Here is a 26,433-nt window from a genome sequence, read left to right on the forward strand (position 1 = left end):
GCACGATCAGCCCGTCGACGCCGCAGTCGGTGGACCATGGCGCGACGACGACCTTCACGCTGACGCCGGCGGCGAACTATCACGTCGGTACCGTCACCGGCACTTGCGGCGGCAGCCTCGCCGGCAACGTCTACACGACGATCGCGGTCAACGCCGACTGCACGGTCATCGCGAGCTTCGCGATCGACACGCACACGGTGACGCCGAGCGTGACCGGCGGCAACGGCACGATCACCCCGTCGACGGCGCAGACGGTCGACCATGGCGCGACGACGTCGTTCACGCTGACGCCGGCTGCGAATTACCACGTCGTCACGCCGGTCGGCGGCACCTGCGGTGGCCGCCTCGCCGGCAATGTCTACACGACGAACGCGGTCGACGCCGACTGCACCGTCGTCGCGAGCTTCGCGCTCGACACGCACGCGGTCACGCCGAGCGTCGGCAGCGGCAACGGCACGATCAGCCCCTCCACGGTGCAGGACGTCGACCACGGTGCGACGACCACGTTCACCCTGACGCCGGCATCGAGTTATCACGTCCTCGACGTGACCGGTACCTGCGGCGGCAGCCTCGCCGGCAATGTGTTCACGACCGCCGCGGTCACCGCGGACTGCAGCGTGATCGCCAACTTCGAGATCGATACGCACACGGTCGGCGGCAACGTGACCGGCCTGCTCGGCTCGGGCCTCGTGCTGCGCCTCAATGGTGCGAACGACCTGCCGATTCCTGCCAACGGACCGTTCGTGTTCGCCCAGGCGCTCGACGACCTCGGCGCCTATGCGGTCACCGTCGGCCAGCAGCCGAGCGGACCGACCCAGGTATGCACGGTGAGCAACGGCAGCGGCACGCTGGCCGGCGCCGACATCACCAATGTCGTGGTCGCCTGCGCGCCGCCGGTACCGCACTTGGCGGTGACGGTGACCGACAACCGCGATTACGTCCACTACGGCAAGGTGCTCACCTACCTCGTGCGCGTGACCAATGATGGCGAAGGCATCGCGACGGGCGTGAGCGTCACGAATGTGTCGCCGCCGCAGATCGACACGACGTCGACGACCTGGGCGTGCCATGGCGCCGGTGGTGGCGCCGTATGCCGCGCGAGCGGTTCGGGCGCGCTCGCCGACACGGGTGTCGCGGTGCCGCCGGGTCGCACCCTGACCTGGGTGGTCAGTGCGCCGGTCCGCGTCGATGCGCCGGTCGGCACGATCGATTACACCGTGAACGTCGGCGGTCCATCGCCTGCGACGGCAAACGACCACGACATCATCGTGATCCTGCGTACCGGCATGGACGTGCCATACGGCGACGGCGCCGAGGGCAGCGCTGCAGACGAAAGCACGTTCGCATGCGCCCCGGCGCAGGCACAGCGCTTCGACCTCAGCGCGACGCGCGTTTTCGATCTGCCGCGCACGGCGCCGCTCGCCGAGGTGGAGACCGTGCTCATCGCGCGCGGCGAAGGCTCGGCCGGATTCCGGCTGGAACGGCTCGCCGTGGATGCCACCCCGTCGCTGCGCCTCGTGGCGAGCGATCGCGACGGCGCCGAGCGCGCGACCGCGTGGGCGCCGGTATCCGCGGATGCTTCGCTCGCGATCGGCATCGCGACGGGTGGCAGCGGCCCGATGCTGCTGCTCGAAGGCCCGCAGCTCTCGCTCGAGTTGCCACTGCCGGATGGCATCGCGCCGTCGATCGTCGCGCAGACCTCGCCGCGCGCCTGCGATTGAGGACGCCTGCGAGCCGGCGGGGCCTCGCGGCTCCGCCGACTCGCGCACGGATCGCGGCTGCTACTCGCCCGCGCCCTCGGGCATCGCGCCGAGCCTCACCGCGCGCCGCAGCGTTTCGCCGTTTCGCACGAGGGTCAGCGTGACGGCATGGCCTGCATTGCGCTTGAGTTGCTGCTGGAAATCCGCGCGGTCGGCAATCGGCTTGCCGTCGAGTGCGAGCACGACGTCGCCGGTGAGCAGATTCGCGCGCGATGCGGGCGTGCCGTTCACGACGGCGCCGATCGCGACACCGCCTTGCGCGCCGAGCGTCGCACGTTCGCTGTCGCGCAGGTCGCGAAACGACGCGCCGAACGGCAGGCGGAATCGCACGTAGTAGTCGGCGATCCACGCCGCATCGATGCCGTCGCGTGGCGGCGCCAGCAGCACGCGCTCGGCGCCGCCGGCCGCCGCCTGCCGCTGCGCCTCGGCGCGCGCGTCGGCTTCGCGCTCGCGGGCGATCTGCTCGATCGGGAAGCGGCCGCGACCGATGCGCACGTAGCCCTGCGCCGCTAGACGCGCTTCCTCGCCCTCGCGCGCGAAATCGATCGTCGCGTCCTGCGGTGGCGGTGCCGCGCGCATCTGCGCAACCGTCTGCGCATCGCGCCCCGGTACGGGTTCGTAACTGATCGCGGAGCGGGACGGCGTTTCTCCGGGCCGCGTGCCGGATGGCGCGTACGAGGGCGCCATCGCGCAGCCGGCGAGGGCGAGGGGGACGAGCACGACGAGGCGACGGAGCATGGTGGTACCAGCGGGGCAGGGACTTCGATTCTCGCCCCGGGAGCTGGCCGGTCAAGCCGCCGCCGTCCCGCGCGTTTGCTACGATTCATGCAACGTGTCGACGGAGCCAGCCGTGTCGATGCTGCGCATCTATTTTCGCGTGATCGCGTTGCTCGCGCCCGAGAAGTGGCTGGCGGCGACACTCGCGCTCGCCAATCTCGCACTTGCCGGCGTGTACTTCCTCGAGCCCTGGTTGTTCGGCAAGGTCGTCGACGCGCTCGCTGCGCCGGAAAAGCAAGGCGCCTGGCACCTCATCTGGGGCTGGGCCGGCGTCGGCCTCGGCGGTGTCGCCGCGAGCGTCTGGGTGTCGTTGTACGCCGACCGTCTCGCGCACCGACGCCGCCAGGCGGCGATCGCGAGCTTCTTCGAGCACGCGATCGCGTTGCCGCTCGCATTCCACGGCCAGCACCACACGGGCCGCCTGCTGCGCATCATGCATGCGGGCAGCGCGAACCTGTTCGGCCTCTGGCTCGGCTTCTTCCGCGAGCATCTCGCGACGCTGCTGTCGATCGTCGTGATGGTGCCTCTCGCGCTGCGCATCAACTGGAAGTTGGCGCTGCTGATGATCATGCTCATGGTCAGCTTCGCGGTGTTCAACGCGATCGCGATGCGCAAGACGCACAAGGCACAGGGGGAAGTCGAGCAACTGCACCACGCGATTTCCGAGCGCGCCGGCGACGTATTCGGCAACGTGCTCGTCGTGCAGAGCTTCACGCGCCTCGGCGCCGAGGTCGCCGCGATCCGCGACCTCATGCGACGCGCGCTTGCAGCGCAATACCCCGTGCTGCGTGGTTGGGCGTGGTTGTCGGTCGCCAATCGCGCGGCGAGCACGCTGACGATCGTCGCGATCTTCGCGCTCGGCACCTCGCTCAACCTCAAGGGCGAGGTCACGGTCGGTGCGATCGTCAGCTTCGTCGGGTTCGCGATGATGCTGATCGGCCGGCTCGAGCAGTTCGCCGGCTTCGTCTCCGGGCTGTTCTTCCAGACGCATTCCCTCGGCGACTTCTTCGCCGTGCTCGACACGCCCGCGACGCTGCACGAGGAAGCCGGCATGCCCGACCTGCCGGCGGTGCGTGGCGAAGTCGCGTTCGAAAACGTGTCGTTCGGCTACGACGCGTCGCACCCGGCGCTCAAGCATCTCACGTTCCGCGTTCGCGCGGGCGGAACGGTCGCGCTGGTGGGCCCGACCGGCGCCGGCAAGACCACCGCGCTCAGCCTGCTCTACCGCGCCTATGATCCGAGCGAGGGGCGCATCACGATCGACGGCATCGACATCCGCACGGTGAGCCTGCATTCGCTGCGCGACGCGATCGCCGTGGTGTTCCAGGATCCGGGCCTGTTCTACCGCTCGATCGCGGACAACCTGCGCATCGGCGATCCCGATGCGACGCAGGAGGAGATCGAGGCGGCCGCGCGTGCTGCCGAGGCGCACGACTTCATCGTGGTCAAGCCCGAAGGCTATGCGACGCTCGTCGCCGAACGCGGCCGTTCGCTCTCGGGCGGCGAGCGGCAGCGCCTGTCGATCGCGCGCGCGATGCTCAAGGATGCGCCGATCCTCATCCTCGACGAGGCGACCAGTGCGCTCGACAACGCGACCGAGGCGCGCATCCAGCGCGCGCTCGGCACGCTCACGCGCGACCGCACCACGTTCGTGATCGCGCATCGCCTGACGACGGTGCGCAATGCGGACATCATCCTCGTGCTGAAGGACGGCGAACTGGTCGAGCAGGGTCGCTACGACGAACTCGTCGCGCTCGGCGGTTTGTTCGCCGAACTCGACGGCCAAGGCCAGTTCGTCGCCGACGCCGACGACGCGCCGATCTTCGCGGAGGACGAGGGCGGCTGATGCCTCGTTTCAGCGCGGGGCGTCAGCGCGTGCTTTTCCGGCCGTCTTGCGGCGCCACGCGGCGATCCATGCCGCATGCAGCAGCATCAGCAGCACGATGCCGGCGACACCTCCGGCGAGCAGCGGACCCGGCTGGAACGCGCACAGCAGTGCGAGCGGCAGCAGAAGCGTCATGTGCTGGTGGAGGGACAAGCGCAGGGCATACTCGTGCGACATGCTGATCGAACCTTCGATATCACGGTCCGGGTGCGACCTCAGGTAGCGGAACGTGGCGAGGTTGGCGAGATGGCGGCCATTGATCGCGCCGAACGTTCCGACGAGCATGCCTGAGAAGAACAAGGCGCCGGCGCTGTCCCCGGGCGGCATCGCCTCCGAAACGAGGTAAAACGTGATCGCCGCGACGAGCACCAGCACGCTGTGGCGGGGATTGAACCAGCGCTTGCGTGCGATCTCATTCTGCCATACCGGATTGAGCTCGTAATGCTCGGTGCGGATGTGGCGGTCGTAGCCGTTTTCGCGCGCCCGCGCGCCGGCCACGGTGAGCAGGTGGTCGGCGGCCATCAAGACGGGTACGCACATCAGTTCCGGATGGTTCACGGGCACCTCGCTGCCATGGACCTCGCGATTGTGCCGCTTCCGCGGCCGGCTCGGGCATGACTTCCGGCCGATACACTAGTGTTAACTCAGTACTATGGTTCACTCATGGGCATGAACGGGTGAAGGCATGGTCGACACCGAAAGCCACCTCTGGAAGTTCCACAAGGAGCTGAGCGCCGGCATCGTCTCGCTCGTGCTGCTCGCGGTGCTCGCCCGTGCGCGCGCGCCGATGTACGGCTACCAGATCGCCAAGCAACTCGATGAAACGGGCGAGGGCGTGCTCAGCGGCAAGCAGAGCGCGCTCTATCCGGTGTTGCGCAACCTCGACGGCGCCGGGCTGCTCGCGAGCGAAGTGGAACCCTCGGTCGCGGGGCCGCCACGCCGCTATTACCGCATCACGCCGCTCGGGCGCCGCGTCCTCGATGAATGGAGCTATGCCTGGACCGCGACCCGCGATTTCGTCGACACCGTGCTGGAGGGCACATGAGCACGCCACGTACGATCAGGGAATACCTCGACCAGCTGCGCGCTGCGCTCGGCGGTGCCGATCCCGCATTGATCCAGGATGCGCTCTACGACGCCGAGGACCACCTGCGTTCGGAACTCGCCGAGAACCCCGGCAGGTCCGAGGCCGAGGTGCTCGCGAAGATCGCCAACAGCTACGGTGCGCCCGAAGAGGTCGCGGCAATCTACGTCGACAAGGAACAGGTCGTGCAGCAGGCGCTACGCCCGCCGTCGCCGCCGGCGCGGCGCAGCGCGCTCGGTCGCTTCTTCGGCATCGCCGCCGACCCGCGCGCGTATGCGGCGCTGTTCTACATGCTGCTGTCGCTCGCGACCGGCATCTTCTACTTCACCTGGGCGGTGACAGGGCTGTCGCTCTCGCTCGGGCTGTCGATCCTCATCTTCGGCATCGCGTTCGCGGTGCTGTTCTTCGGCACCGTGCGCGTGCTCGCGCTGGTCGAGGGGCGCATCATCGAGGTGATGCTCGGCGAGCGCATGCCGCGCCGCCCGCCGTATACGGATCGCGAGCTGTCGTGGCGCGCGCGCATCGGCGCGATGTTCACCGATCCGCGCACGTGGTCGACGCTCCTGTACATGGTGCTCATGCTTCCGCTCGGCATCGTCTACTTCACGCTCGCGGTGGTGGGCATCAGCCTGTCGGTCGCCATGATCGCCGGCCCGTTCGCGTTGCTGCTCGCGCAGTTCGGCCTCATCGAAGGCGGCATCTACCTCGACGGCCAATCGGTCGTGCCGCCGCTCCTGATGATGCCGCTCGCGCTGCTGCTCGGCGTCGTGCTGCCGTTCGCGGTGCTGCATCTCGCGCGCGGGGTCGGCCGTCTGCAGGGCGCGCTCGCCAAGCAACTGCTCGTGAAATCGGCGGCCTCGTAAGCGCGATGCGATCCGGCTCGCGCGGGCCGGATCAGCTCCGGGCGGTGCCGAGGATGACGTCGCGTGCGCGCAGGTGGCGCAGGATCGCGGCGCCGGATGACGCCAGTGCCGAGTCACCCGCGCGCCCGAGTTCGGCGAGCAGGGCGTCGATGCAGGCCGTGCCGGAGCGAGTTCGGTTCGCACCGAGCCGTTCGACGAGCATCGCCGACAGGGCGTCGATTTCGATGAAGCGAACCTCGTCGCCCTGGTCGCGCACGAGCAGCAGCAGTACCGGTTGCGCCGCGGGTTCTTCCGGCACGAAATCCGGACCGATGCGATGCACCGGCCAGCGGTAGGCGAGCACGCGTGCGACCGGGGACAGCACGGGAATGCCGGCGAGCACGTCACCGCTGCGGTCGCACGCGATCGCGTCGGGGTCGGCCTCGTCGAGGCTGAGCGCGAGTTCGCTCCATTCGTAATGCGCGAGTTCCACCAGGAACGGCGGATCGCCCGCGCCGGCCTCGGCGCGTGTTTCCAGATGGCGGATGAACTCGCGTGCGATCTCGGTGAACAGCGGCGTGTGTGCGCGATGGTCGCGGTAGAACGCGCGCACGCGCGCGTCCCAGGCCGCATCGTCGTGCAGGCGGCGGATCACCGGGAAGTTCGCCGAGAGCAGGCTCGACACGTTGTTGAAGAACAGCTCCGTGTACACCGCCATGCGCCGCGGTTCGACGTCGGCAGGGGCCGGCGCCTGGTGCGGATCGCGGATGTGCGCGGCGAACGCGAACTGCGCCGCGCGCAGGCGGCCGGCATCAGGCGCTGCGGACATCGCGCGTCGCGCTCCCGTGGTCGGCCTGGATCGCATGGATCGTATGCAGCTCGCCGAGCAGTTCGGCCAGCGGCGGAAAATTGAAGTCACGCTCGACCAGGGTCGGTCGCACGCCGAAATTGCGGTAGGCGCGCGCGAGCAGCTTCCAGACCGGGTCGATGATCGCCGCGCCGTGGGTGTCGACGAGCAGGTCCGGCGCTTCGACGTAGTGACCCGCGACGTGGATGTAGGCGATGCGCCCGCCGGGCAGCGCGTCGAGGAACGCGGCGGCGTCGTAGCCGTGATTGACGCTGTTGACGTGGATGTTGTTGACGTCGAGCAGCAGGTCGCAATCCGCTTCGCGCAGCACCGCGTCGATGAATTCGATCTCGCTCATCGCCGGCGACGGCGCGGCGTAGTAGGACACGTTCTCGACCGCGATGCGTTGTCCGAGCACGTCCTGCGTCTGGCGGATGCGCGCGGACACGTGGCGCACCGCTTCCTCGGTGAACGGGATCGGCATCAAATCGTACAGATGGCCGTCGTCCGAACAGTACGACAGGTGCTCGGAGTAGAGGGCGATGCCGTGCGTGTCGAGCAGGCGGCGGATGCGCGCGAGCAGCGTATCGTCGAGCGGTTCGGGACCGCCGAGCGAGAGCGACAGCCCGTGGCAGACGAACGGATGGCGCTCGGTCAGCGCGCGCAGGCTGCGGCCGAGCTTGCCGCCGACGCCGATCCAGTTCTCCGGCGCGATCTCGAAGAAATCGATCTCGCGACGCCCGGGTTCCGCGTCCGCGAGGTGTTCCTGCAGCGGGCCCAGGAGGGCCCGCCGCAGGCCGAGTCCTGCACCATGCAGCGCGGGACTACGCAAGGACATTTCAGCGGGCGCCGCCGCAGCTGCCCTCGGCGTCCTTGTGGCCGCCACACGAACCCTCGGCGGACTTCTTCTTGTCGCCGCCGCAGGAGCCTTCCGCCTTCTTGCCGCCGCACGAACCTTCGGCCTTCTTCTTGTCGCCACCGCACGAGCCTTCATGGCCCTTCTTCTTCATCGCGGCGTGGTGCGCGTCCATCTCGGCCTTGTCGATGAAGCCGTCGCCGTTGGTGTCGGCTTCCTTGAAGTGCTCCTCGAGGTGGGCGGTCTTCATCGCCTTCATCTCGTCCATCGACACCTTGCCGTCCTTGTTGCTGTCCATCTTCTCGATGCCGCACTTGCCTTCGCCACACTTGCCTTCGCCCGCGGCCGCGAGCATGTAGCCGGTCGCAAGGTCGCTGGCCTGGAACGCCGGGCTGGCCGCGGCGAGCTGGCTCAGCGAGAGTGAACCGATGAACGCTGCGCCGATCGCGACGCCGAGGGTATTGCCGATCTTGCTGGACATTCGAGTGATCTCCATGGTGGATGATGGGCGCGAGCCCGTTGATTGCGCCGAGCGTCCGGCGACTGGCCTCTCTACGTTAGCGCGTTTGCGTCAACGCGGCGTATTCGACCCGCAACGGTCGCCTTCGCCCTCACGCTTCGCCGCCTGCGGCGAACGCTTCGTCGATTGCTGCGCTGCAATGAGCCGCTACGCCGAACCGTGGTCGTGGACGCTTCCTTGCATGACGCGTCGACGATGCAGCGCAACATCACCGTCGCCAGGTCGGTCCGACAGACCGCCCGCCGACGGCATTCCTTTCGTCACTGCAACACGCGCACCTGCACCTGCGCCCACGCCCCGCTGTCGGCGAGTGCAGTGATCGTCTGCGGGCCGGTCTGTTCGAAGGCATGCTCGAAGGTCGCGCTGCCGCGCGTGCTGCCGGCCAGCCGCCCGTTGACGAGCCATTGCACGTCGCCGATCGCGCCGAGCGCACGCAGGTGCAGGGTCGCCGGCGTGCTGCTGTTGGGCGCGCGCGCGATCGCCGCATCCGCGCCGATCCCGTCGATGCGCAGCGGCAGGGTCGCCGCGAGTCCGTCGTCGCCGCATCCGCGGGCGAGTGGAGGCAGGCTCGCGCGGCGGCGCAGCTCGCGCGGCAGCCACGGGTAGGCGAGCGCCGGCCAGCGCGCGATGTCGAGCTCGCGCGTCTGCCGCCGCTCGCAGCCGGCGCCGAGCCGCTCACCCGTGGCGGCATCGATGCGCACGTGCAGCAGGCCGGCGCTCCAGCTCGTCGCGTCGCGTTCGGCGAACGTCGGCGGGATCACGCCGTCGAGCACCCAGGCGGTGTGCTTCTGGTGGCACAGTTCCGGCCGCGCGGGATCGAACGCGAGGCCGAGCGGCCAGCACACCTCGCGCTGACTCACGCTCTGCGGCGGTGGCGATGGCGCCGCCGCGATCGCGTTGCGCGGCAGGCTGTCGACGACCTGGAACATCAGCGGCAGCGCGGTGACGGCGCCGTACTGGCCAGGCAGCGGCGTGCCGTCGGGCCGGCCGATCCACACCGCGACCGTGTACGTGCGCGTCGCGCCGACCGCCCAGGCGTCGCGAAAACCGTAGCTCGTGCCGGTCTTCCATGCGATGCGCGGGCGCGAGCCGGGGTCGAACGTGCCCGGCGCATAGCCTGGGCGCGGATTCGCCTCTAGGATGTCGCGCACGATCCATGCCGCGCCGTCGGAGAGGATGCGCCGGTCGACCGTCGTGTCGTCGCGTGCGTAGCGCACGCGGCCGGCGATGCCGCCGCGGTTGAACGCGGTGTAGGCGCCGACGAGATCCTCCATGCGCACGCCGGCGCCGCCGAGGATCACCGACAGGTTCGGGTCGGCGCCGCGCGGCAGGCGCAGGTCGAGCCCCGCATTGGCGAGCCGCGCGGCGAACCGGACCGGACCGATGCGATCGACGAGATCCACCGCGGGCACGGTGAGCGACAGTCGCAGCGCCTCCGCTGCGCCGATCGGGCCGTTGTAGGCGAGGTCGAAGTTGCCGGGGCGGTAGCCGCCGAACGATTGCGGCGCATCGACGAGCAGGCTTTCCGAATCGATGAGGCCGTCGTCGAGCGCAAGGCCGTAGAGGAACGGCTTCAGGGTCGACCCGGGCGAGCGCCAGGCGCGCACCATGTCGACGTGGCCGAGCCGCTGCTCGTCGCCGAACTCGGCGGAGCCGACGTAGGCGCGCGCTTCGAGCGTCGCATTGTCCACGACGAGCAGCGCAGCCGATGTGCGTTCGGGCAGGCGGGCAAGGTAGTCGCGCACGCGCGCCTCGAGCGCGTGCTGCAGCTCGGCATCGATCGTCGTCGTGATGCGCCGTTCGCGCGGCCGTTCCGCGTGCAGGCGTTCGGCGAGCAGCGCCGCGCTCAGCGGCGGCTGCAGCGCGCGCGCGGCGACCGACTCGACGCGCGCGTCGTGCACCTCGGCCTGTGTCCAAGTGCCGCGGTCGGCCATGCGCGCGAGCACCTTGTCGCGTGCGGCGCGCGCAGCGTCGGCGTTGCGATCGGGCCGTAGCCGGCTCGGCATCTGCGGCAGCACCGCGAGCAACGCGGCTTCGGCGCGCGAGAGGCGCGCGGCGGGCTTGCCGAGGTAGGCCCACGACGCGGCCTCGACGCCTTCGATGGTACCGCCGAAGGGCGCGCGTTCGAGATAAAGCGCGAGGATCTCGCGCTTGGAAAGGTGCGCCTCGAGCTGCAGCGCGCGCGCGATCTGGCGCAGCTTGCCGAGCACGTCGTGCGGCGTGCCGTCGAGGATGCGCGCGACCTGCATCGTCAGGGTCGAGCCGCCCGAGACCAGTCGCCCGTGCACGATCCATTGCGCGAACGCGCGTGCGAGCGCGAGCGGATTGACGCCGGGATGGCGCCAGAACCACCGATCCTCGTAGGTGAGCAGCGCCTCGATGTAGAGCGGCGAAACGTCTTCCACCGCGACCGGGTAGCGCCAGACGCCGTCACGGTCGGGAAATGCGCGCAGCGGCGTGCCGTCGCGCGCGAGCACGACCGTGCCGCCACCCGAGCCGTCGGGCAGCGGCAGCGGGAACAGGCGGTCGAGCGCGAGGGCGAGCGCGCACAGGCACAACAGCACGATGGCCGTACGCCGGATGAACTTGATGGCGCGTACTTTCATGACCCTCGTTTCACGCTCCGCGAACCATGTCCACCCGACCCTCCCCTTGGACAGGCTCGAGGCGCTGCCTCGAAGGGGAGGGCCGAAGTCGGCGCGGGCACACGCCCTGGCGGCATCGCAGTCCGGCGTCGACGCGCTACGGCTCGATCACCTTCACCGACGCCGGCGTGCTCTTGCCGATGCCGCGCACCTGCGGCATGTACATGTCCTCGACCAGTGGCGGGGGTACCTGGAACGTGCCGGGCGTGACCGCGCGCACGAGGTAGAACACGTGCGCGGTCTGGCCCTTGCCGAGGTTGAGCGCGGCGACGTAGCGGTCGTCGCGGAACTCCTCGTGGCGGACGTCCGCGGCCTGCGCGCGGTCGGTGATCGTGATGCCGTCGACGACGACGTCGGCCCACTGCTTGGCATCCGTGAGGTTGAAGTTCTCGATCTCGAGGCCGCCCGGGAGCAGGTCGACCAGCAGCGCGTCGGGTATCGCCTCGCGTGCCTCGAGCTTGAGGCCGACGATGAGGCTGTCGCCTTCCTTGAGCGGGCCGGGTTCCCACGGCTTGCCGTCGAGCGTGTAGAACTGGCGCTGGATCCACACGTAGTGGTCGTCCGGTGCCGGTGCCGACTTCGGCACGCCGGCGACGTCCGTGCTCACGTACAGCGGCAGGTCGCCCTGCGGCGTGAAGCGCACGCCCGCGGCGAGGTCGGCGCCGCCGAACTGTCGGCTCCACAGGCGGTCGGGGCTGATTTCGCTCGCGTTCGCGCCGATGGCGAGCGTGCCCGACACGACCGTGTCACCGTCCTTGATCAGCGTCTTGCCGAGGCGGGCGATCGCGATCTGTTCCTGCGTGCTGAGCCAGAGCCAGCGGTAGCCGGACCGGCGCTGCTGCGCATCGGCCTGGTGCTCCTCGTTGGTGAGCGAGCGCGCGACGTCGAAGATGCGGCCGTCGTATTCGGGCTTGGACAGGCCGTAGCGGTGCGCGAGCGCGAGCATGAGCGAGGTGTCGCGCAGGTTCGAGCCGTAGTCGCCGAGGTACCACGGCCGCTCGACCTTCATCGCGAACGCGTCGGCGATCGCCTTCTGTGCGCGCGGCTCGTCGCCCATGAGCTTGAGCGCGATCGCGAGGTGCACGAGCGGCAGCGCGGTGACCGACTTGCCCCTGTCGTTGTCGTACAGCGCCCGCAAGGTGCCGAGCGGCGCGCGGTTCACGCGCGCGAGCACGTAACCCGAGTACGCCTCGTTGGCGAAGCGCAGGTGGTCGCCGTGCTCGTAGCCGTAGAACGGATGGCCACCCGAGAGCAGGTCGTCGTTGAGGCGCTTGAGCGCCTTCTGCAGCATCTCGTCGGGAACGAGGAAGCCCTCGTCGCGCGCGTCCTCGAGGAACTCGACCACGTACGGCGTGATGTATTCGTTGACGTAGCTGTCGCCGCCCCACATCGAGAAATGACCGGACGGGATCTGCATCGAGGCGATGCGGCCGATCGCGCCATCGACGCGTTCCTTGCGCTGGGCTGCGGGCAGGCCGTCGGTGTGCAGGCTTTCGGCCGTCCTGTCGTCGAGCAGCAGCGCGCCGTAACCCTTGCTGGTGGTCTGCTCGATGCAGCCGTACGGATACTTGAGAAGGTCCTTGAGCGCGGCCGCGAACGGCAGCGGCGGCAGGCTCGACACGGTCAGGCGCGCGACGACCGAGTCGGCGAGCAGGCCGTCGACCGCGTCGCTGCCGAGCGTCACCGGGGCGAGCGTGTCGAGCGAGCGCGCGCTCGAGCGCATCACGCTCGGCCAAGCGGCGCGCACGACCATCTCGAAGTGGCGGTCGATCTTCAGGTCGCCGCTCGACGCCTGCACGTTGATGTTGCCGACGCCGTAGCCGTCGAGCGCGGTCAGCGGGAACTCCAGCGTCGTCTTCGCGCCGTCGGCGAGCTTCACCTTGCGCTCACCCTTGTCGATCGCGAGCGGCTTCTGCGTCGAAACCCTGACCGCGAACTCGCGCTCGCTGCCGGAGAAGTTCTGCAGGTCCAGCGTCAGCGCCGACCTGTCGCCGGGGGCGAGCACGCGCGGTGTCGAGATCTCCGCGACCAGCGGCGCGCGCACGATCGTTTCGGCATCGGCACCACCGTACTGGTTTTCGCCGAACACCTGCGCGACCACGCGCACCGTGCCGTTGAAGTCCGGCATCTTCAGCGCGACCTTCGCCTCACCCTTCGCGTCGAGCGCGACGACACCGGAGAAGAGATCGACGGTGAGCACCTTGGCCGTCGGCCGGCGCGCCTGCGGCAGCGCGCCGAGCGCCATGTCGCCGCCGTAGCGGAGCCTGGCCGTGTTGCCGTCGAAGCTCTCGATCACGCGTCCGTAGAGGTCGTATGCGTCGATGCCGAGCGCGCGCTGCGCGAAGAACCACGCGTTCGCGTCGGGGCGCGCGAAGCGCGTGATGTTGAGGATGCCGACGTCGACGGCCGAGACGGTGACGTAGGCCTTCTTGCCCGCGAGCGCAGGCGCCTTCACCGCGACCGGCAGGTCCATTTCCGGCTTCATCTGCTTGGGCGCATCGATCGTGACGTCGATCTTGCGATCGGCGCGGTCCATCGGCACCCAGGCTTCGCCGACCGCGCGAGCGGGCGTGATCTTGTTCGTCGCCGAACCGCCGCGGAACACGAGCGCGGTGACGTAGACGTCGTGGCGTTCGAACTCTTTCGTGACCGGGATCTCGAACACCGCGCCGGGCTGCGCGTCGATGTTCTTCGAATAGACGAGGTGGTCCGACTCGACCAGCAGCAGGCCGGGACCGCCCTGCGGCGGCGTGATCGTGACCTTGAGCGTGTCGCCCGCGCGGTAGCTCGGCTTGTCGAGCGCGAGCTTGACCTTGTCCGGGCGCGCTTCCTTGCCGCGGTTGTCGTCGTTCCAGCTCCAGCCGGCGAAGAACGGCAGGCGCGTGACCAGGCCGGTCGCGGGATCGAGGATCTCGATGCGGTAGTTGCCCCAGTCGACCGGCACGTCGAACTTCGCGACCTTGCCGGCTTCGACGTCGATGTCGCGCTTCTCGCTGTCCTCGTAGCGCTGCACGTATTCGAAGTGCCAGCCGCTGTCCTTGTCGAAGGTCCAGTGGTAATCGCGGTGCTCGCGCACGAGCGTGAGCTTGAGGTGCTGGCCGGCGACGAGGTCGCCGGCGGCATTGCTGCGGATCAGCTCGAAGCCGGCGCGGCCGCGTGCGTCGGAACCTTCCTCGAGGTCGAACAGCGGGCGCACGCCGACGAGCGCGTCGGCCGGCCAGACGGTGCGCTTGAGCGTGCGCGTGACGGTGCGCCCACCGGTTTCGTAGACGCTACCCGAGAGCAGTGCCGCGATCGGTGTCGCCGGCTTGGCGGCTTCGGGGATCTCGATGTCCTGCTCGAGCTTGCCGTCCTCGTCGAGCGCGTCGTCGATGACGTCCTTCGCCTCCTTCGGCAACTCGACCGTCGGGTCACCGAAGTAGAAGTCCTTGTGCGCATCGACCGGATGCTGGTCGGCGGCGAGGGTCAGGCGCGCGGTGAAGCGGTTGCCCGCCGCGGGTGCGCCGTAGAGGTAGTCGCCTTCGACCGCGAGCTTGAACGGCTCGCCGGGCTTGAGCACGACCTGCCCACTCGATAGGTCGAGCTTGAGGCGCTCGGGCAGGAACTCCTCGATGCGGAACGTGAGGCCCTGCGTGACCTCGCTCGACTTGGGATCGGTGCGGAATTCGACCTGCCAGCGCCCGGTCGGCGCATCGACCGGGATCTCCCGCGACCATTCGAAGTAGTTGAGGTCCTTGGGTTCCAGCTTCGTCTCGGCGTAGGTGCGACCATCCGGCTGCTTGAGCGTGATGAACAGGGGCTGCGGCTTGATCAGGTTGCCGTCGAAGTCGCGCAGCAGCGCCGACAGCGCGATCGTCTCGCCCGGGCGGTAGAGGTCGCGGTCCGACCATGCGAACACGTCGAACCAGGCCTGCTTGCGGCCGGCGACCGCGAAGTCGGAGAGGTCGAGCGCGGGCTGGTTGAACGGCAGCAGCGACACGTCGTTGCCGTTCCTCGCGACGAGCACCTGGTCGGCCTTGAGCGTGTAGGCGAGCTGCGCGTTGCCGTTGCCGTCGGTCTTGCCGGCGACGATCGATTCGCCCTTGCCGTCGAGTACGGACAATTCCACGCCGGCGAGCGGCGCGCCGCTCTTGAGCGAGGCCGCGTGCACGAACAGCGTCTCGGCGTAGGCACGCGTATGCAGGCCGATGTCGCTGACGAAGAAGAAGCTCGTCTCGTATTCGTCGTTGAAGCTGCCGGCGCGCTTCATCACCGCGAAGTAGAGGCCGGGCTTGGACAGTTCGGAGATCGACTGGATCGGCAGGTAATTGACCGCGCGTTCGTTGTCCTTGCCGGCGAGTGCGAAGCGGTTCGCGTAGACCGACTCGGCGATCTGCGTGATCGGCGAGCCCTCGCGGCCCCAGCCGTAGCGCGGGTCGAGTTCGTACGAGCTGCGCTTGCCGTTCTTCTGGTACGCCGCGAAGAAGTTCGCGACTTCGTCGTCGCGCACGCGCATGAATTCGACGTCGACGTCCTTGACGTTGACCGATATGACCGGCAGGCCGCGGGTTTCGCGCGCGGGCAGCACGTTGCCCTGCGAGGCGAACGCCGCATTCGGCTCCATCGGGCCGGTGTAGACGTCCTTGGCCACTTCGCTGCCGAGCGTCTTGCCGTCGGCCGCGGCGAGCTCGCCCTTGATCTTGACGGCGTAACTCTGGTCGGCCTGGATGTAGGGGAAGTGCAGCGTCTTGCCGTCCTCGTCGAGCGACCAGCTGCCTTGCACGGCGGCGCCCTTGGGGTCGGTCACGCCGATCAGCGTGTCGAACGCCTGCGTACCGACCAGCGGCTGGCTGAACTCGAGCGCGAGCGCGAGCTGGCCGTCGTGCTGCTCGGCGCGCGCGGACGCGAGCGCGAAGCCTTCGGCTTTCGCAGGTTCGGCCGGTTCAGCCGCGACCGGTTTTTTGCCTTGCACTTCCGGCACCTGGTCGGCGGTACGGCTGCAGGCGGCAAGGCCGGCGGCGATGAGCAATGCAATGCCTACGAGTCGCAGGCGCGACACGGGCGAACGCAGATCCATTGTGAACTCCCCGGGTGGATGGCGCAGTCGAGTATACGCAGCCGATTATGGCCGGCCCGGGGCGATTGCGGGCGCCGTGCGGTCGACACCGCGGTCGTGCGCGGCCGCGCACCGCCGGTGTGCGGCAGTTCGCACCGCGGGCGTGCGTCGCCGCACGCCAGCCGGCCACACGCAAGCCGCGGTGCAGCACGCGCCCCGGGCGCCGCGAGCTATGATCGCGGACGCACCGCCGCTGCGGCGCCGGTCCGGCCCTCGCCCGACCGCGCCGGTTCCACGCATGCCATCGCCGATCACCTATCTCTTCGACGACTTCCGCCTCGATCGCTCCGCGCGCGAACTGCGCCGCGGCGGAGTGCCGGTGACCGTGCCGACGCGCGTGTTCGACTGCCTGCTCTACCTGATCGAGAATCGCGAGCGCGCGGTGGGGCGCGACGAACTGGTCGCCGCGTTGTGGGGCCGCGTCGATGTTTCCGACGCGCAGCTCGGCCAGATCGTGCTGCGTGCGCGCCGTGCGATCGGCGACGACGGCAACGACCAGCACTACATCCGCACGATGCCGAAGTTCGGCTATCGCTGGCTGGCCGAGGTGCAGACACTGGCGACGCCGCCGGCCAGTGCCGGCGAAGGCGCGCCGCTGGTGGAATCCGCTACTCCAGCACCGATGCCCGGCACCACGGCGCCACCGGCGCCGGCGCATGGATTCCCGCGCCGCCGCCTGGCCGCGATCGGTGTGCTGCTCCTGCTCGCCATCGCCGCCTTCACCGCCTGGACCGCCCGGCAGCCGTCGGCGCCCGCGCGGGCGGACGCGGCGACGCCCGGCGCGCTCGTGCGCCCGCTCGACGTCACCGCGACTCCGCCGCAGGACTGGTTGCGCCTGGGTGGCATGGACGCGCTCGCGACGCGCCTGCGCTCGGGCGGCCTGCGCGTTCCGCCGAGCGAAGCCGTGCTCGCCGCACTGCACGCGGACGGCGTGGCCGGCGACGATGCGCGCCTGCGCACGGCGACCGGCGTCGACCTGCTCGTCGACGGCGCGGCGACGGTCACTGCGCAAGGCTGGCACGTCCGCCTGCGCGCGCTCGCAGGCGAGGGCGAACCGATCGTCGTCGAAGCGGACGGACGCGAGCCACTGCCCACGCTGCGCGCCGCGGGCGACCGCCTTCTCGCGCACCTGGGCCGGCTCGCGCCCGACGAGGCCAGCCCGGACTCCGCACTCGATGAAACCCTGCAACGTGCCAATGCGGCGATGCTCGCCAACCAGCTCGAAGTCGCGCGCGCGATCCTCCTGCGTGCGCCGGCGCTCGTGCGTGCGGAGCCGCAGCTGCGCTACCGGCTCGCCCAGGTCGACTTTCGCGCCGGCAACCTCGACGCGGTCGCGCAGGCGCTCACCTCGCTGCTCGAGGACGAGCCGGCGGCGAAGGATCCGGCGTTGCGCGCGGGCGCGCTTACCGGCCTCGGCACGATAAAGCTCAATCGTGGCGAGTACGCCGCGTCCGAGCGCGATTTTTCCGCGGCGATCACCGAGGTCGAGGCCTGGCATCGGCCGCTCGAACTCGGCCAGGCCTACGGCGGGCGCGGCGCCGCACGCGCCGCGCAGGGAAACTATGCAGAGGCGCTGCAGGACCTCGCCCGTGCGCGCATCGAATTGCAGCAGGCAGGCGATGCGCCGGGCCAGGCGCGCCTGGACATGATCGCGGGCGAACTGGAGGTGCAGCGCGGCCGCGTCGACGCGGCGCAACCCGCGCTCGAGCGTGCGGTCACGGTGTTCGAGCGTTTCGATGCGGTCAACGAGCACCTGCACACGTTGTCGCTGCTGTTCGCCTGCCGCGAGCGCCTGCTCGACCACGCTGGCGCGCTCGCGCTCAGTGATCGCGCCTGGGCCTTTCGCGCGCGCGTGCGCGATCCGCTGCTGCGCATGCAGATGATCGCCGACCGCATCGACGTGCTCTATGCACTCGGCCGACTCGCCGAGGCCGGCGTGCTCGTCGCCGACGCCACGCAGGAGCCGGCGCCGCGCCATCCCGAATCGGCACTGCGCATCGCGCGCGTGCGCGCGTCGATCGCGCTCGACGAAGGGCGCTGGCAGGATGTGGAAACGATCGCCTCCGGCGCGCTCGCGGGCGGGCACGCATCCGACGTAGCGCCGTTGCGCGCGGGGTTCCATGCCGCGCGCAGCCGGGCGCGCGTCGCACTCGGTCGCGGCGCGCAGGCGGCACTCCCGGCCGAAGCGGCGCCCGGCGACGAGCGCAGCCTCGCCTACGAGGCGCTCGCCGCGGCCGTCGTCGACGCAGCGGCCGATCGGCGCGACGCCGCCGATGCCGCCTTCACGCGCGCGCTCGCGCATGCCGATGCCGGCGGCGTCCCCGACGACCTCGTCGCCGTGGTCGATGCCTATGGGCGCTGGCAGCTGGCGCTTGGGCGCGACGCCGCCGCACAGGCGACGATCGGCCGCGCCACGGCGTGGGCCGATCGCGACTACCGCTGCGCGTTGCTGCAGCTCGAACTGTTCCACCACCTGCGCGCGTCGGCGCCGTGGTACGCCGCCCTCACGCAGGCGGAGAAGCTCGCCGGCGAACGGACGATCCCGGCGGTGTTGCGGCGGCCGCCGGACGCCTGAAGGCCGGCGCCCAAGGCTTCTTTCGCCGTGCGTGGCGCAGTCGCAAGGTTCCGCTCGCCTCGGCGGCGAGCGGGTGTCTTCTCTTCGCTTGCCCAGAGAGAAACCACCAGGAGAAAGGGCGCCCCGCGTCGCCCGCACGCGAGGCTTCGCCTCGCCCGGCGGCGCCGAGGGGACCCCGCTGGATCGCAAGCAAAGAGCAGGAGCAGAAACAGCAGCTTCACCGCATCGTCCCGGCGAAGCCGGGACCCGGCGTCCCACCGCCGACACGGGGAGTCGGAGCCGGCCTGCGCCCGGGCGAGGGGTGGGCCAAGGCCCGACCTGCGATGCGGCCTTGCCCGGGCGCGGCGGATGACCAAATTTTTTCGTAACGCGAAAGCAACGCCTTTCGAGTGCGCGCGCGGGGCGGGCGGCGGGATCGTCGTGGCCTTGCTGCCGGCGGGAGCTCCCCGGTGCGAATCCAACGCCCGCCGGCGGCTCCTTTCCCGATCCCCGGAGGAACGATGCCGCATCATCCTGTCCGCCCTGCGCGAGGCCATGTACTCGTGCGTGGGTTCGTGCTCCTCGCTGCACTCGCAGCTTCGATCGCGTCGGCAGCGCCGGTCGGCGCCGACCATGGCGGCATCGTCGCCGGCCGTGGCGGCTGGACCCAGCAGGCGAAACTGCTCGCCGATGTCGCGGCGGGCAATGACTACGCGGGCCGTGCGGTCGCCCTCGACGGCGACACGGCGGTGGTCGGCGCCGCGGGCGCCGACGTCGGTGGCAACGATGGCCAGGGTGCCGCCTTCGTCTACGTGCGCAGCGGCGGCGTCTGGACGCAGCAGGCGCGGCTCGTCGCCGACGACGGTGTCGCCGGGGACGAGTTCGGTTTCGCGCTCGCGATCTCGGGCGACCGCATCGTCGTCGGCGCGCGCTTCGCGGCGATCGGCGGTGTGGCCGGGCAAGGCGCCGCCTATGTGTTCGAGCGCAGCGGCACGACGTGGACGCAACAAGCCAAGCTCGCCGCCACGGACGGCGCGGCGTTCGACGGCTACGGCAACTCGGTCGCGATCGACGGCGGCACGATCGTCGTCGGGGCGCAGAACGCCACCGTGAACGGCAACATGAGCCAGGGCGCCGCATACGTGTATGCGTTCGACGGCGGCTGGCACTTCGAATCCAAGCTCAGCGCATCGGATGGCGCAGCCTGGGTGCAGTTCGGCCGTGCCGTGTCGGTGCGCGGCGACAGCGTGCTCGTCGGCGCGGTCTCGGCGATGATCGGCGCGAACCAGGGGCAGGGCGCGGCGTACGTCTTCACGCGCGACGGCGGCAACTGGAGCGAACGCACGCGCCTCATTGCAAGCGACGGCGAGCCTTGGGACGGCTTCGGTGGCGCGGTCGCACTCGATGCGGGCCAGGCGATCATCGGCGCCTCGTCGAACGGCATGGCCAGCCAGGGCGCCGCCTACGTGTTCGTCGGCAGTGGCGCGGACTGGAGCGAGCAGGGCAAGCTCGTCGCGAGCGACGCCTTCAACGGCGACAACTTCGGCACCTCGGTCGCGCTGTCGGGCGGCGTGGCGATCGCCGGCTCGCTGTTCTCCGATCTCGCCGGCGTGCAGAACGCGGGCGCCGCCTACGTGTACACGCGCAGCGGCGACGCCTGGACAGAGCAGGCAAAGCTCGTCGCGGAGGACGCCTCGGACGGTGCGGAATTCGGCATCGGTGTCGCGCTCGATGGCAGCACCGCGGTGATCGGCGCAGAATTCGCGACGGGAGCCGATGGCTGGTCGGGCGCCGGCTATGCGTTCGATTCGAGCGCGGGTACGTGCCCGACGCCGCTCGTCGAAGCCTTCGACGGCGTCACCGCGCCGGCGCTGCCATCCGGCTGGAGCGTCGCACCGGTGCAGGGTACGAACGACTGGGAGACCGTCGCCGACGCGGACACCGCGCCGAATGCGGCGTTCGCGGCGGATCCGCCGTCACCGTCGGACACGATGCTCGAAGCACCCGCGTTCGTGCCGCAGACGGGCGCGACGCTCGCGTTCCGCCAGCGCTACGACCTCGAAGCGACCTACGACGGCGGCGTGCTCGAGATCGCGATCGCCGGCGCGCCGTGGGTCGACTTCGTCGACGCCGGCGGCAGCTTCGTGGAGGGCGGATATGCCGACACGATGATCGGCACCAGCGCGATCGCCGGCCGCGCCGCATGGACCGGCGACAGCGGCGGCTGGATCGATACGCGCGCGAACTATCCGGCGACGGCGATCGGCCAGCCGGTGCGCCTGCGCTGGCGCGTCGCGAGCGACGTCAGCGCCTCGCGCGAAGGCTGGTGGATCGACAGCGTCTCGTTCGGCTGCAGCGACGTGCCGCAAGCGCTCGCGCAGGTTTCGCCGCTGCAGTTCGCCTTCAGCCTCGCCGCGGGCGAGGCCGCATCGGATACGCTGCATGTCGGCAACATCGGCGAAGCGGGCAGCGTGCTCTCGTTCGCGGTCGGCGAAAGCGAAGCCGGCTGCAGCGCGGCGAGCGACGTTGCGTGGCTCGCGATCACGCCGTCCGGCGGCGACGTCGCCGCCGCGGCGAGCGCGGATGTCGTCGTCGGCGTCGACGCGAGCGGCCTCGACGCGGGCACGCATGCGGCGACCGTATGCCTCGCGACGTCGGATGCCTCGCATGCGACGGTCGCCATTCCGATCACCTTGGACGTCGGCAGCGCCGACCTCATCTTCGCCGACGGATTCGAAACGACCCCATGAACATCCCGCGCATGCCACGATTCCATGCCGCGTTGCTGCTCGCGCTCGGTGCCGCGCCGGCCATCGCAGGCACACCATCGGTCGGGCTCACGCTTACGCTCTCGCAGGACACGACTCCCGGCAGCTGCGGCGACCAGTCGAGCCTCAGCGTGATGACCGGCACCGAGGTCAACTACTGCTACACGCTCAGCAACGACACCGGCGAGACGCTCGCGTTCGTGACCGCGGAGCAGGACGACCTCGGGCGCTTCAAGGTGCTCGAGCCGCAGACGATCGCGCCGGGTGGCACCTACCGCTACAACCGCATCGCGCCCGCGCTCGAGTCGGGTACGCTGCAGACGCACTGGACCGCGTTCCCGAGCGCGCCCGACTACACGATGGCGCAGAACGACCCCGACCAGGTGTTCGTCGACGGCTTCGATGGCGACACGGGCGTTCCGCAGTTCGCGTTCGTGGACATCGCCGCGGGCGGCACGCCGCTCGCGATCGATCCCTCGCGCAACGCGACCGCGGCGACGCCGATCGGCTTCCCGTTCACCTACTACGGCATCACCGCGGACACCGTCGCAGCCGGCATCAATGGCGGCGTGCTGTTCGGCGTCGACGCGGGCTACCTGCCGTACTCGCCGACGCCGCTGCCGGCGACGACACTCGGACCGGCGCTGCTGCCGTGGTGGGATACGTTCTTCCAGTCGCCCGGCGGCGTCTACGCGAAGACCATCGGCGAGGCTCCCGCGCGCCGCTTCGTCGTCGAGTGGAAGGACAACGTGCATTTCCCGGCGACGCCGGACGGCGCCACGTTCGAGCTCGTGCTGCACGAAGCGGACGGCTCGATCGACTTCCTGTACCAGGACACCTCGTTCGGCGACGCCCAGTACGACCACGGCCTGTGGGCGACCGCGGGCCTCAACTCGGGCGCGCTGCCGGCGCGAACCTTCTCGCGCAACGCCGCGCGCCTCCAGGATGGGCTCGTCGTACGGTTCACGCCGACCGCGGTCGCGTCGTACTCGGCCTCGGCGAGCGCCGAGCTCGTCGTCGGCAAGCCGATCATCGAAGTCACGCCCGCGGCGATCTCGGCGAGCGCGAACGCAGGATCGACGACGACCGCGATGCTCTCGGTCGGCAACGTCGGCACCTTGCCGCTCGGCTGGGGCATGGGTGCCGCGGCCACCGGCGCGCCCGCGCGCGCATCATCGGTGCGTCCGGGCCCGCTCGGTGCGTCGCTGCCGGCCTACGCGTTCGACCAGTGGCCGACCGATCCGCCGCTGGTCACGTTCGACGTGCTGCACCCCGATCCGATCGTGCCGATCTTCTACGGCATGCGCCGCATCGCCGCGGCTGACTTCGCCGGCAACGACTTCGACACGGTCTACGCGATCGACCATTGGCAGAACGAACTTCTCGCAGTGCAGACGACCGACTGCGCCTGCATCGACCAATTCGTGCACATCGGCTGGACCGCGCCCGCGCCCGAGGAGGACTGGATGGGCATGCACTACGATGCGACGAGCAACCGATTCTGGGGCGTGTCGTTCGGTGGCTTCCAGCGCCGCACGTCGCACCTCCTGCGCATCGATCCGGCGACGGGCGCATCGACGATCGTCGGCGCGATCGGCGGCATCGACGACGCGCAGTACGGCACCCAGGTGAAGGCGATCGCGGTGAGCCCGGAAGGCCTGCTCTACGGCATCGACGCGGTCACGAGCAGCCTCGTCGCGATCGACCGCAACACCGCGCGCGCGAGCGTGATCGGCCCGCTCGGTTTCCAGGTCGCCGGCGCGGACATGGACTTCGACGACGCGACCGGCACGCTCTACCTGCTCGCCGGCGACGCCGCGCAGCAGGCCGAGAGCGTCTACACCGTGGACATCGGCACCGGGCATGCGACGCCGGTCGACGTCGTCGGCCCGGATGGCCGCTCGAATGGGCTCAGCGCCTTCGCGATCGCGAGCGTCGGCCCGTGCAACGTGCGCGATCCGGTACCGTGGCTGCACTGGGACATCGGCGGCGGCGCCGCGATGCCCGGCGAAGCGAACGACGTCACGCTCATGCTCGACGCGACGTCACTCGATGCCGGCACCTACACGGCGGACCTGTGCATCGACAACGGCGACAACGCGCATCCGCGCGTGATCGTACCGGTCACGTTCGAGGTCACCGCGCCCTGATGCCGGGGCGCGCTTCGACGGGGCGGAGGAGAGCCTGAAGCACGAAGCACACCGGGCACGCGAAGCGAAGCATCGGCTCGTGGCATTCGTCTTCCTTCGTGTACTCGGTCGCCTTCGAATCGATCTGGCGCAACGTTCTTTTTCGCGACTGCCGCGAGCGCCTCATGGCGGGTCCTCGTCGAACACGCTGACGCCGGGCGGCAACGCCACCCACGCGTGGCGGCGACAGTCGTAGACGGACGCGCGCGGCGCGGGGAAGGCAGGGTCGGCGAATGCGCCGACGGCGACGGATACCGAGCGCGCCTCGCAACCTTCCTCGGTGTGGAACAGGTTCGTGCCGCAGACGGGGCAGAAGCGGAAGCGGAAGCGCGCGCCATGGTCGCCGCTGCGCACGTATTCGGTCGCGCCGCCGCTGACGCGATAAGGCGGCGCGAACGATGCGAGTGCGGCGAACACGCTGCCGGTGCGCCGCTGGCAGGCGAGGCAGTGGCAGATGCCGACGCCGAGCAGCTCGCCGTCGACTTCGATGCGGAGCTGGCCGCAGCTGCAGGACGCGGTGCGCACGACGTTACTTCGGGGCGATCATGAGATGTGTCCCGTAGACCGACATCAGCGCAGCCGAGGCATACAGGCGGTGGTATTCGGCGACCATTTCGCCGTTCATGATGACGGGGTCGGTCGCGACGAGTTCGGCGGCTTCTTCGGGGGTTTCGACCGCGAACAGGAACATGCCTCGCCATTCGTTCTTGTCGCCGAAGGGCCCGGCGACCACGAGTTTGCCGGCGTCGGCGAGCCGCGTGATGTTGGCGAAGTGGCCGGCGAACATCGCCTCGCGCGCCTTGCCGTCGGGCATGCGCTTCGGGCCGGTCTTGAGGATCGCGAGCACGTAGCGGCGCATGCCGCGCTCGTCGGCGCCGAGCTTCTTCGCGAGCACGGGATCGGCGACGGTGCCGGCCGCGTCCGGCGCGTCGGCCGCGCCCGCGACGCTGGTCGTCGACCACAGCACCAACAGCCCGAGGACGATGCTTCGCATGTGACCTCCCGTGCGCGGCGACGGCCGCAATGAATCGAAGATCAGGTGATCGCGCCGATCGCGAGTGCCATGAGGTATATCGTGCTGCCCGAGAACGCGAGGATGCGCGGCCAGGTGCGCGTGGCGGCATTCTTCGCGAGCGACCACGCGGCGAGCGGTACCAGCAGCACGAGCAGCGCGCTCGCGGCGACGAGGGTCCACGCGCCCATGTTCCATGCGACGGGGCTGCGTGGAAACTGCAACAGCAGCGCGAATGCGCCGATCGAGAGCGCGAGCGGCGAGACGAGCAGGGCCGTGGGGACAGGGAGGAAGCGGGCGCTGGTCATCGCGGGCTGCCGTTCGCGTGCGTCGCGATGATGTTAGCGCGCCCGGGCGCACGCGTCAGGCATGACTTGCGATACAGGCGGCGCCTCAGCTGCGCTTGAGCCACTCGATGCGCGACGAGCCGAAGCGGCTCTGCGCCAGCAGGTCCTGCACGGCCGGCAGCCATTGCCCGAGCGTGTCGTCGAACTGCCACGGCGGGTTGACGATCGCCAGGCCGCAGCCATTGAGGCGCAGGCCGGAGTTGTCCGGGTGCAGCAGCAGTTCGGCGACGAGCACGTCGGCACGCTCCGCGTGGTCGCGCAGCCAGCGATGGAACGGCGCGATCGTTTCGCGCAGCTTGATCGGGTACCACACGGCATAGGTCGCATTGGGCCAGCGCGTCCACGCGTTCGCGAGCGCTTCCTCGACCTGCTCGAACTCCGCGCCTTGCGCTTCGAACGGCGGATCGACGAGCACGAGGCCGCGCTTCTGCGCCGGTGGAAGCAGGGCCTTCAGCGCCGCATAGCCGTCGCGGTGGTGGATCGCGAAGCGCGTGTCGCCTTCGAGTGCGTCGCGCAGTGCTGCGGCCTCCTCTTCGTGCCATTCGCACACGATCGCGCGATCGTCGGCGCGCAGCAGGCGCTGCGCGATCAGGGGAGAACCGGGATACACCGCGATGCCGGCCGTGTCCGCCGGCTGGAATGCGTGCACGAGGTCGACGTAACGCTGCAGCGCGTGCGGCAGGCTGGTCGCGCCGAGCAGGCGCTGGATGCCTACCGCGTGCTCCTGCGTCTTGCGCGCCTGTTCGCCATGCAGGTCGTAGCGCGCGCGACCCGCATGCGTGTCGAAATAGCAGAGCGCGGCGGGCTTGGCCTGCAGCGCATCGAGCAGGCCGATCAGCGCGGCGTGCTTGAACACGTCGGCGAAATTGCCGGCGTGGAACCCATGGCGGTAATTCATCGTGCGAGCCGGGCTTCAGGGAAAGGGCTTTGCGGGGCTTGCAGGAGGCGCGTACCATTCTCGCCCGTGACGCACGTTTTCGCCACCCGCCGGCTTGGCCTGTTCCGCCTCGCGCGCATCCGCGCGGTGCGCATGCTCGCGTGCCTGCTCGCGATTTCGCTCGCGTTCGGCGGCTATCTCGCCGCTGCGGCGCCGCTGCACGCGTCGATGGCGGGCGCATCGACCGCCGCCGGCGAAAGCTGCGGCCACGAAAGCATGGCCATGCCGGCCAAGCATGCGCCCGCTTCGGACACGTGCTGCCGCGTCAGCTGCGCCTGTGCCTTCGTGCACGCGATCGGCGATATCGCGCCGATC

19 protein-coding genes are annotated in these 26,433 nt (G+C 70.0%); 8 read left to right on the top strand and 11 right to left on the bottom strand.

All coding sequences use genetic code 11. From position 1 onward, the window contains the following. The coding region (locus tag ACTHK2_RS09315; protein WP_440245430.1) for an InlB B-repeat-containing protein at nucleotides 1–1,721 on the top strand (1,721 nt) is incomplete at its 5' end. Between the two features lie 60 nt (nucleotides 1,722–1,781). On the opposite strand, the gene ACTHK2_RS09320 is transcribed toward ACTHK2_RS09315, so the two are convergent. Further along, nucleotides 1,782–2,498, bottom strand: coding sequence for a PDZ domain-containing protein (locus tag ACTHK2_RS09320; RefSeq protein WP_440245431.1), 717 nt, complete (start codon nucleotides 2,496–2,498; stop codon nucleotides 1,782–1,784). 118 nt (nucleotides 2,499–2,616) lie between these two features. Between ACTHK2_RS09320 and ACTHK2_RS09325 the strand changes: the two genes are divergently transcribed. Continuing rightward, a complete protein-coding gene (locus ACTHK2_RS09325; RefSeq protein ID WP_440245448.1) occupies nucleotides 2,617–4,383 on the top strand; it encodes a glucan ABC transporter ATP-binding protein/ permease in 1,767 nt (588 codons plus the stop codon). Nucleotides 4,384–4,392: 9 nt separating this feature from the next. Here the strand turns inward: ACTHK2_RS09325 and ACTHK2_RS09330 are convergent, their stop codons facing one another. Continuing rightward, a complete protein-coding gene (locus ACTHK2_RS09330) occupies nucleotides 4,393–4,980 on the bottom strand; it encodes a hypothetical protein (protein ID WP_440245432.1) in 588 nt (195 codons plus the stop codon). Between the two features lie 127 nt (nucleotides 4,981–5,107). Between ACTHK2_RS09330 and ACTHK2_RS09335 the strand changes: the two genes are divergently transcribed. After that, nucleotides 5,108–5,467 carry a PadR family transcriptional regulator gene (locus ACTHK2_RS09335; RefSeq protein ID WP_440245433.1) on the top strand — a complete coding sequence of 120 codons (360 nt, stop codon included), beginning with the start codon at nucleotides 5,108–5,110 and terminating at the stop codon, nucleotides 5,465–5,467. Beyond that, nucleotides 5,464–6,369, top strand: a complete 906-nt coding sequence (locus tag ACTHK2_RS09340) for a sensor domain-containing protein (RefSeq protein ID WP_440245434.1) — start codon at nucleotides 5,464–5,466, stop codon at nucleotides 6,367–6,369. The genes ACTHK2_RS09335 and ACTHK2_RS09340 overlap by 4 nt, the downstream gene beginning before the upstream one ends. Nucleotides 6,370–6,400: 31 nt before the next feature. Here ACTHK2_RS09340 and ACTHK2_RS09345 read toward each other — a convergent pair whose 3' ends face one another. From ACTHK2_RS09345 to ACTHK2_RS09365, 5 genes are all read right to left on the bottom strand, one after another. Next, on the bottom strand, nucleotides 6,401–7,177 hold the full coding sequence (locus ACTHK2_RS09345) for an HvfC family RiPP maturation protein (protein WP_440245435.1): 777 nt from the start codon (nucleotides 7,175–7,177) through the stop codon (nucleotides 6,401–6,403). Next, nucleotides 7,161–8,033: an HvfB family MNIO-type RiPP peptide maturase gene (locus ACTHK2_RS09350; protein ID WP_440245436.1), complete on the bottom strand. Its 873-nt coding sequence runs from the start codon at nucleotides 8,031–8,033 to the stop codon at nucleotides 7,161–7,163. Before ACTHK2_RS09350 ends, ACTHK2_RS09345 begins: the two co-directional genes overlap by 17 nt. A 1-nt stretch (nucleotide 8,034) precedes the next feature. Further along, nucleotides 8,035–8,532 (bottom strand): HvfA family oxazolone/thioamide-modified RiPP metallophore, encoded by a 498-nt coding sequence (locus ACTHK2_RS09355; protein ID WP_440245437.1) that lies wholly within the window; start codon nucleotides 8,530–8,532, stop codon nucleotides 8,035–8,037. A 299-nt stretch (nucleotides 8,533–8,831) separates the two neighbouring features. After that, the gene (gene pbpC, locus ACTHK2_RS09360; RefSeq protein WP_440245438.1) at nucleotides 8,832–11,177 is read right to left on the bottom strand and encodes a penicillin-binding protein 1C; all 2,346 of its coding nucleotides are present in this window, start codon (nucleotides 11,175–11,177) and stop codon (nucleotides 8,832–8,834) included. Between the two features lie 136 nt (nucleotides 11,178–11,313). After that, entirely contained in the window at nucleotides 11,314–16,272 is a 4,959-nt protein-coding gene (locus ACTHK2_RS09365; protein ID WP_440245439.1) for an MG2 domain-containing protein, read from the bottom strand. 277 nt (nucleotides 16,273–16,549) lie between these two features. On the opposite strand from ACTHK2_RS09365, the gene ACTHK2_RS09370 reads away from it, so the two are divergent. The 3 genes from ACTHK2_RS09370 to ACTHK2_RS09380 all read left to right on the top strand — a co-directional run bounded on the left by ACTHK2_RS09370 (nucleotide 16,550) and on the right by ACTHK2_RS09380 (nucleotide 23,783). Further along, nucleotides 16,550–18,886 (top strand): winged helix-turn-helix domain-containing protein, encoded by a 2,337-nt coding sequence (locus tag ACTHK2_RS09370; protein ID WP_440245440.1) that lies wholly within the window; start codon nucleotides 16,550–16,552, stop codon nucleotides 18,884–18,886. Nucleotides 18,887–19,386: 500 nt separating this feature from the next. Further along, on the top strand, nucleotides 19,387–21,615 hold the full coding sequence (locus ACTHK2_RS09375) for a hypothetical protein (protein WP_440245441.1): 2,229 nt from the start codon (nucleotides 19,387–19,389) through the stop codon (nucleotides 21,613–21,615). Then, nucleotides 21,612–23,783: a hypothetical protein gene (locus tag ACTHK2_RS09380; RefSeq protein ID WP_440245442.1), complete on the top strand. Its 2,172-nt coding sequence runs from the start codon at nucleotides 21,612–21,614 to the stop codon at nucleotides 23,781–23,783. Before ACTHK2_RS09375 ends, ACTHK2_RS09380 begins: the two co-directional genes overlap by 4 nt. A gap of 162 nt (nucleotides 23,784–23,945) precedes the next feature. On the opposite strand, the gene ACTHK2_RS09385 is transcribed toward ACTHK2_RS09380, so the two are convergent. From ACTHK2_RS09385 to ACTHK2_RS09400, 4 genes are all read right to left on the bottom strand, one after another. Continuing rightward, complete coding sequence (locus ACTHK2_RS09385; RefSeq protein WP_440245443.1) at nucleotides 23,946–24,347, bottom strand: GFA family protein; 402 nt, start codon at nucleotides 24,345–24,347, stop codon at nucleotides 23,946–23,948. A 4-nt stretch (nucleotides 24,348–24,351) separates the two neighbouring features. Then, nucleotides 24,352–24,816, bottom strand: a complete 465-nt coding sequence (locus ACTHK2_RS09390; RefSeq protein ID WP_440245444.1) for a YciI family protein — start codon at nucleotides 24,814–24,816, stop codon at nucleotides 24,352–24,354. Nucleotides 24,817–24,857: 41 nt separating this feature from the next. Continuing rightward, entirely contained in the window at nucleotides 24,858–25,142 is a 285-nt protein-coding gene (locus tag ACTHK2_RS09395) for a hypothetical protein (RefSeq protein ID WP_440245445.1), read from the bottom strand. Nucleotides 25,143–25,227: 85 nt separating this feature from the next. Then, nucleotides 25,228–26,079, bottom strand: a complete 852-nt coding sequence (locus ACTHK2_RS09400; protein WP_440245446.1) for a 23S rRNA (adenine(2030)-N(6))-methyltransferase RlmJ — start codon at nucleotides 26,077–26,079, stop codon at nucleotides 25,228–25,230. 66 nt (nucleotides 26,080–26,145) lie between these two features. On the opposite strand from ACTHK2_RS09400, the gene ACTHK2_RS09405 reads away from it, so the two are divergent. After that, nucleotides 26,146–26,433, top strand: a 288-nt coding sequence (locus ACTHK2_RS09405) for a hypothetical protein (protein WP_440245447.1), incomplete at its 3' end; no start/stop codon positions are given.

The sequence above is a fragment of the Dokdonella sp. genome (genome assembly GCF_051958935.1).
Classification (GTDB): domain Bacteria; phylum Pseudomonadota; class Gammaproteobacteria; order Xanthomonadales; family Rhodanobacteraceae; genus Dokdonella_A.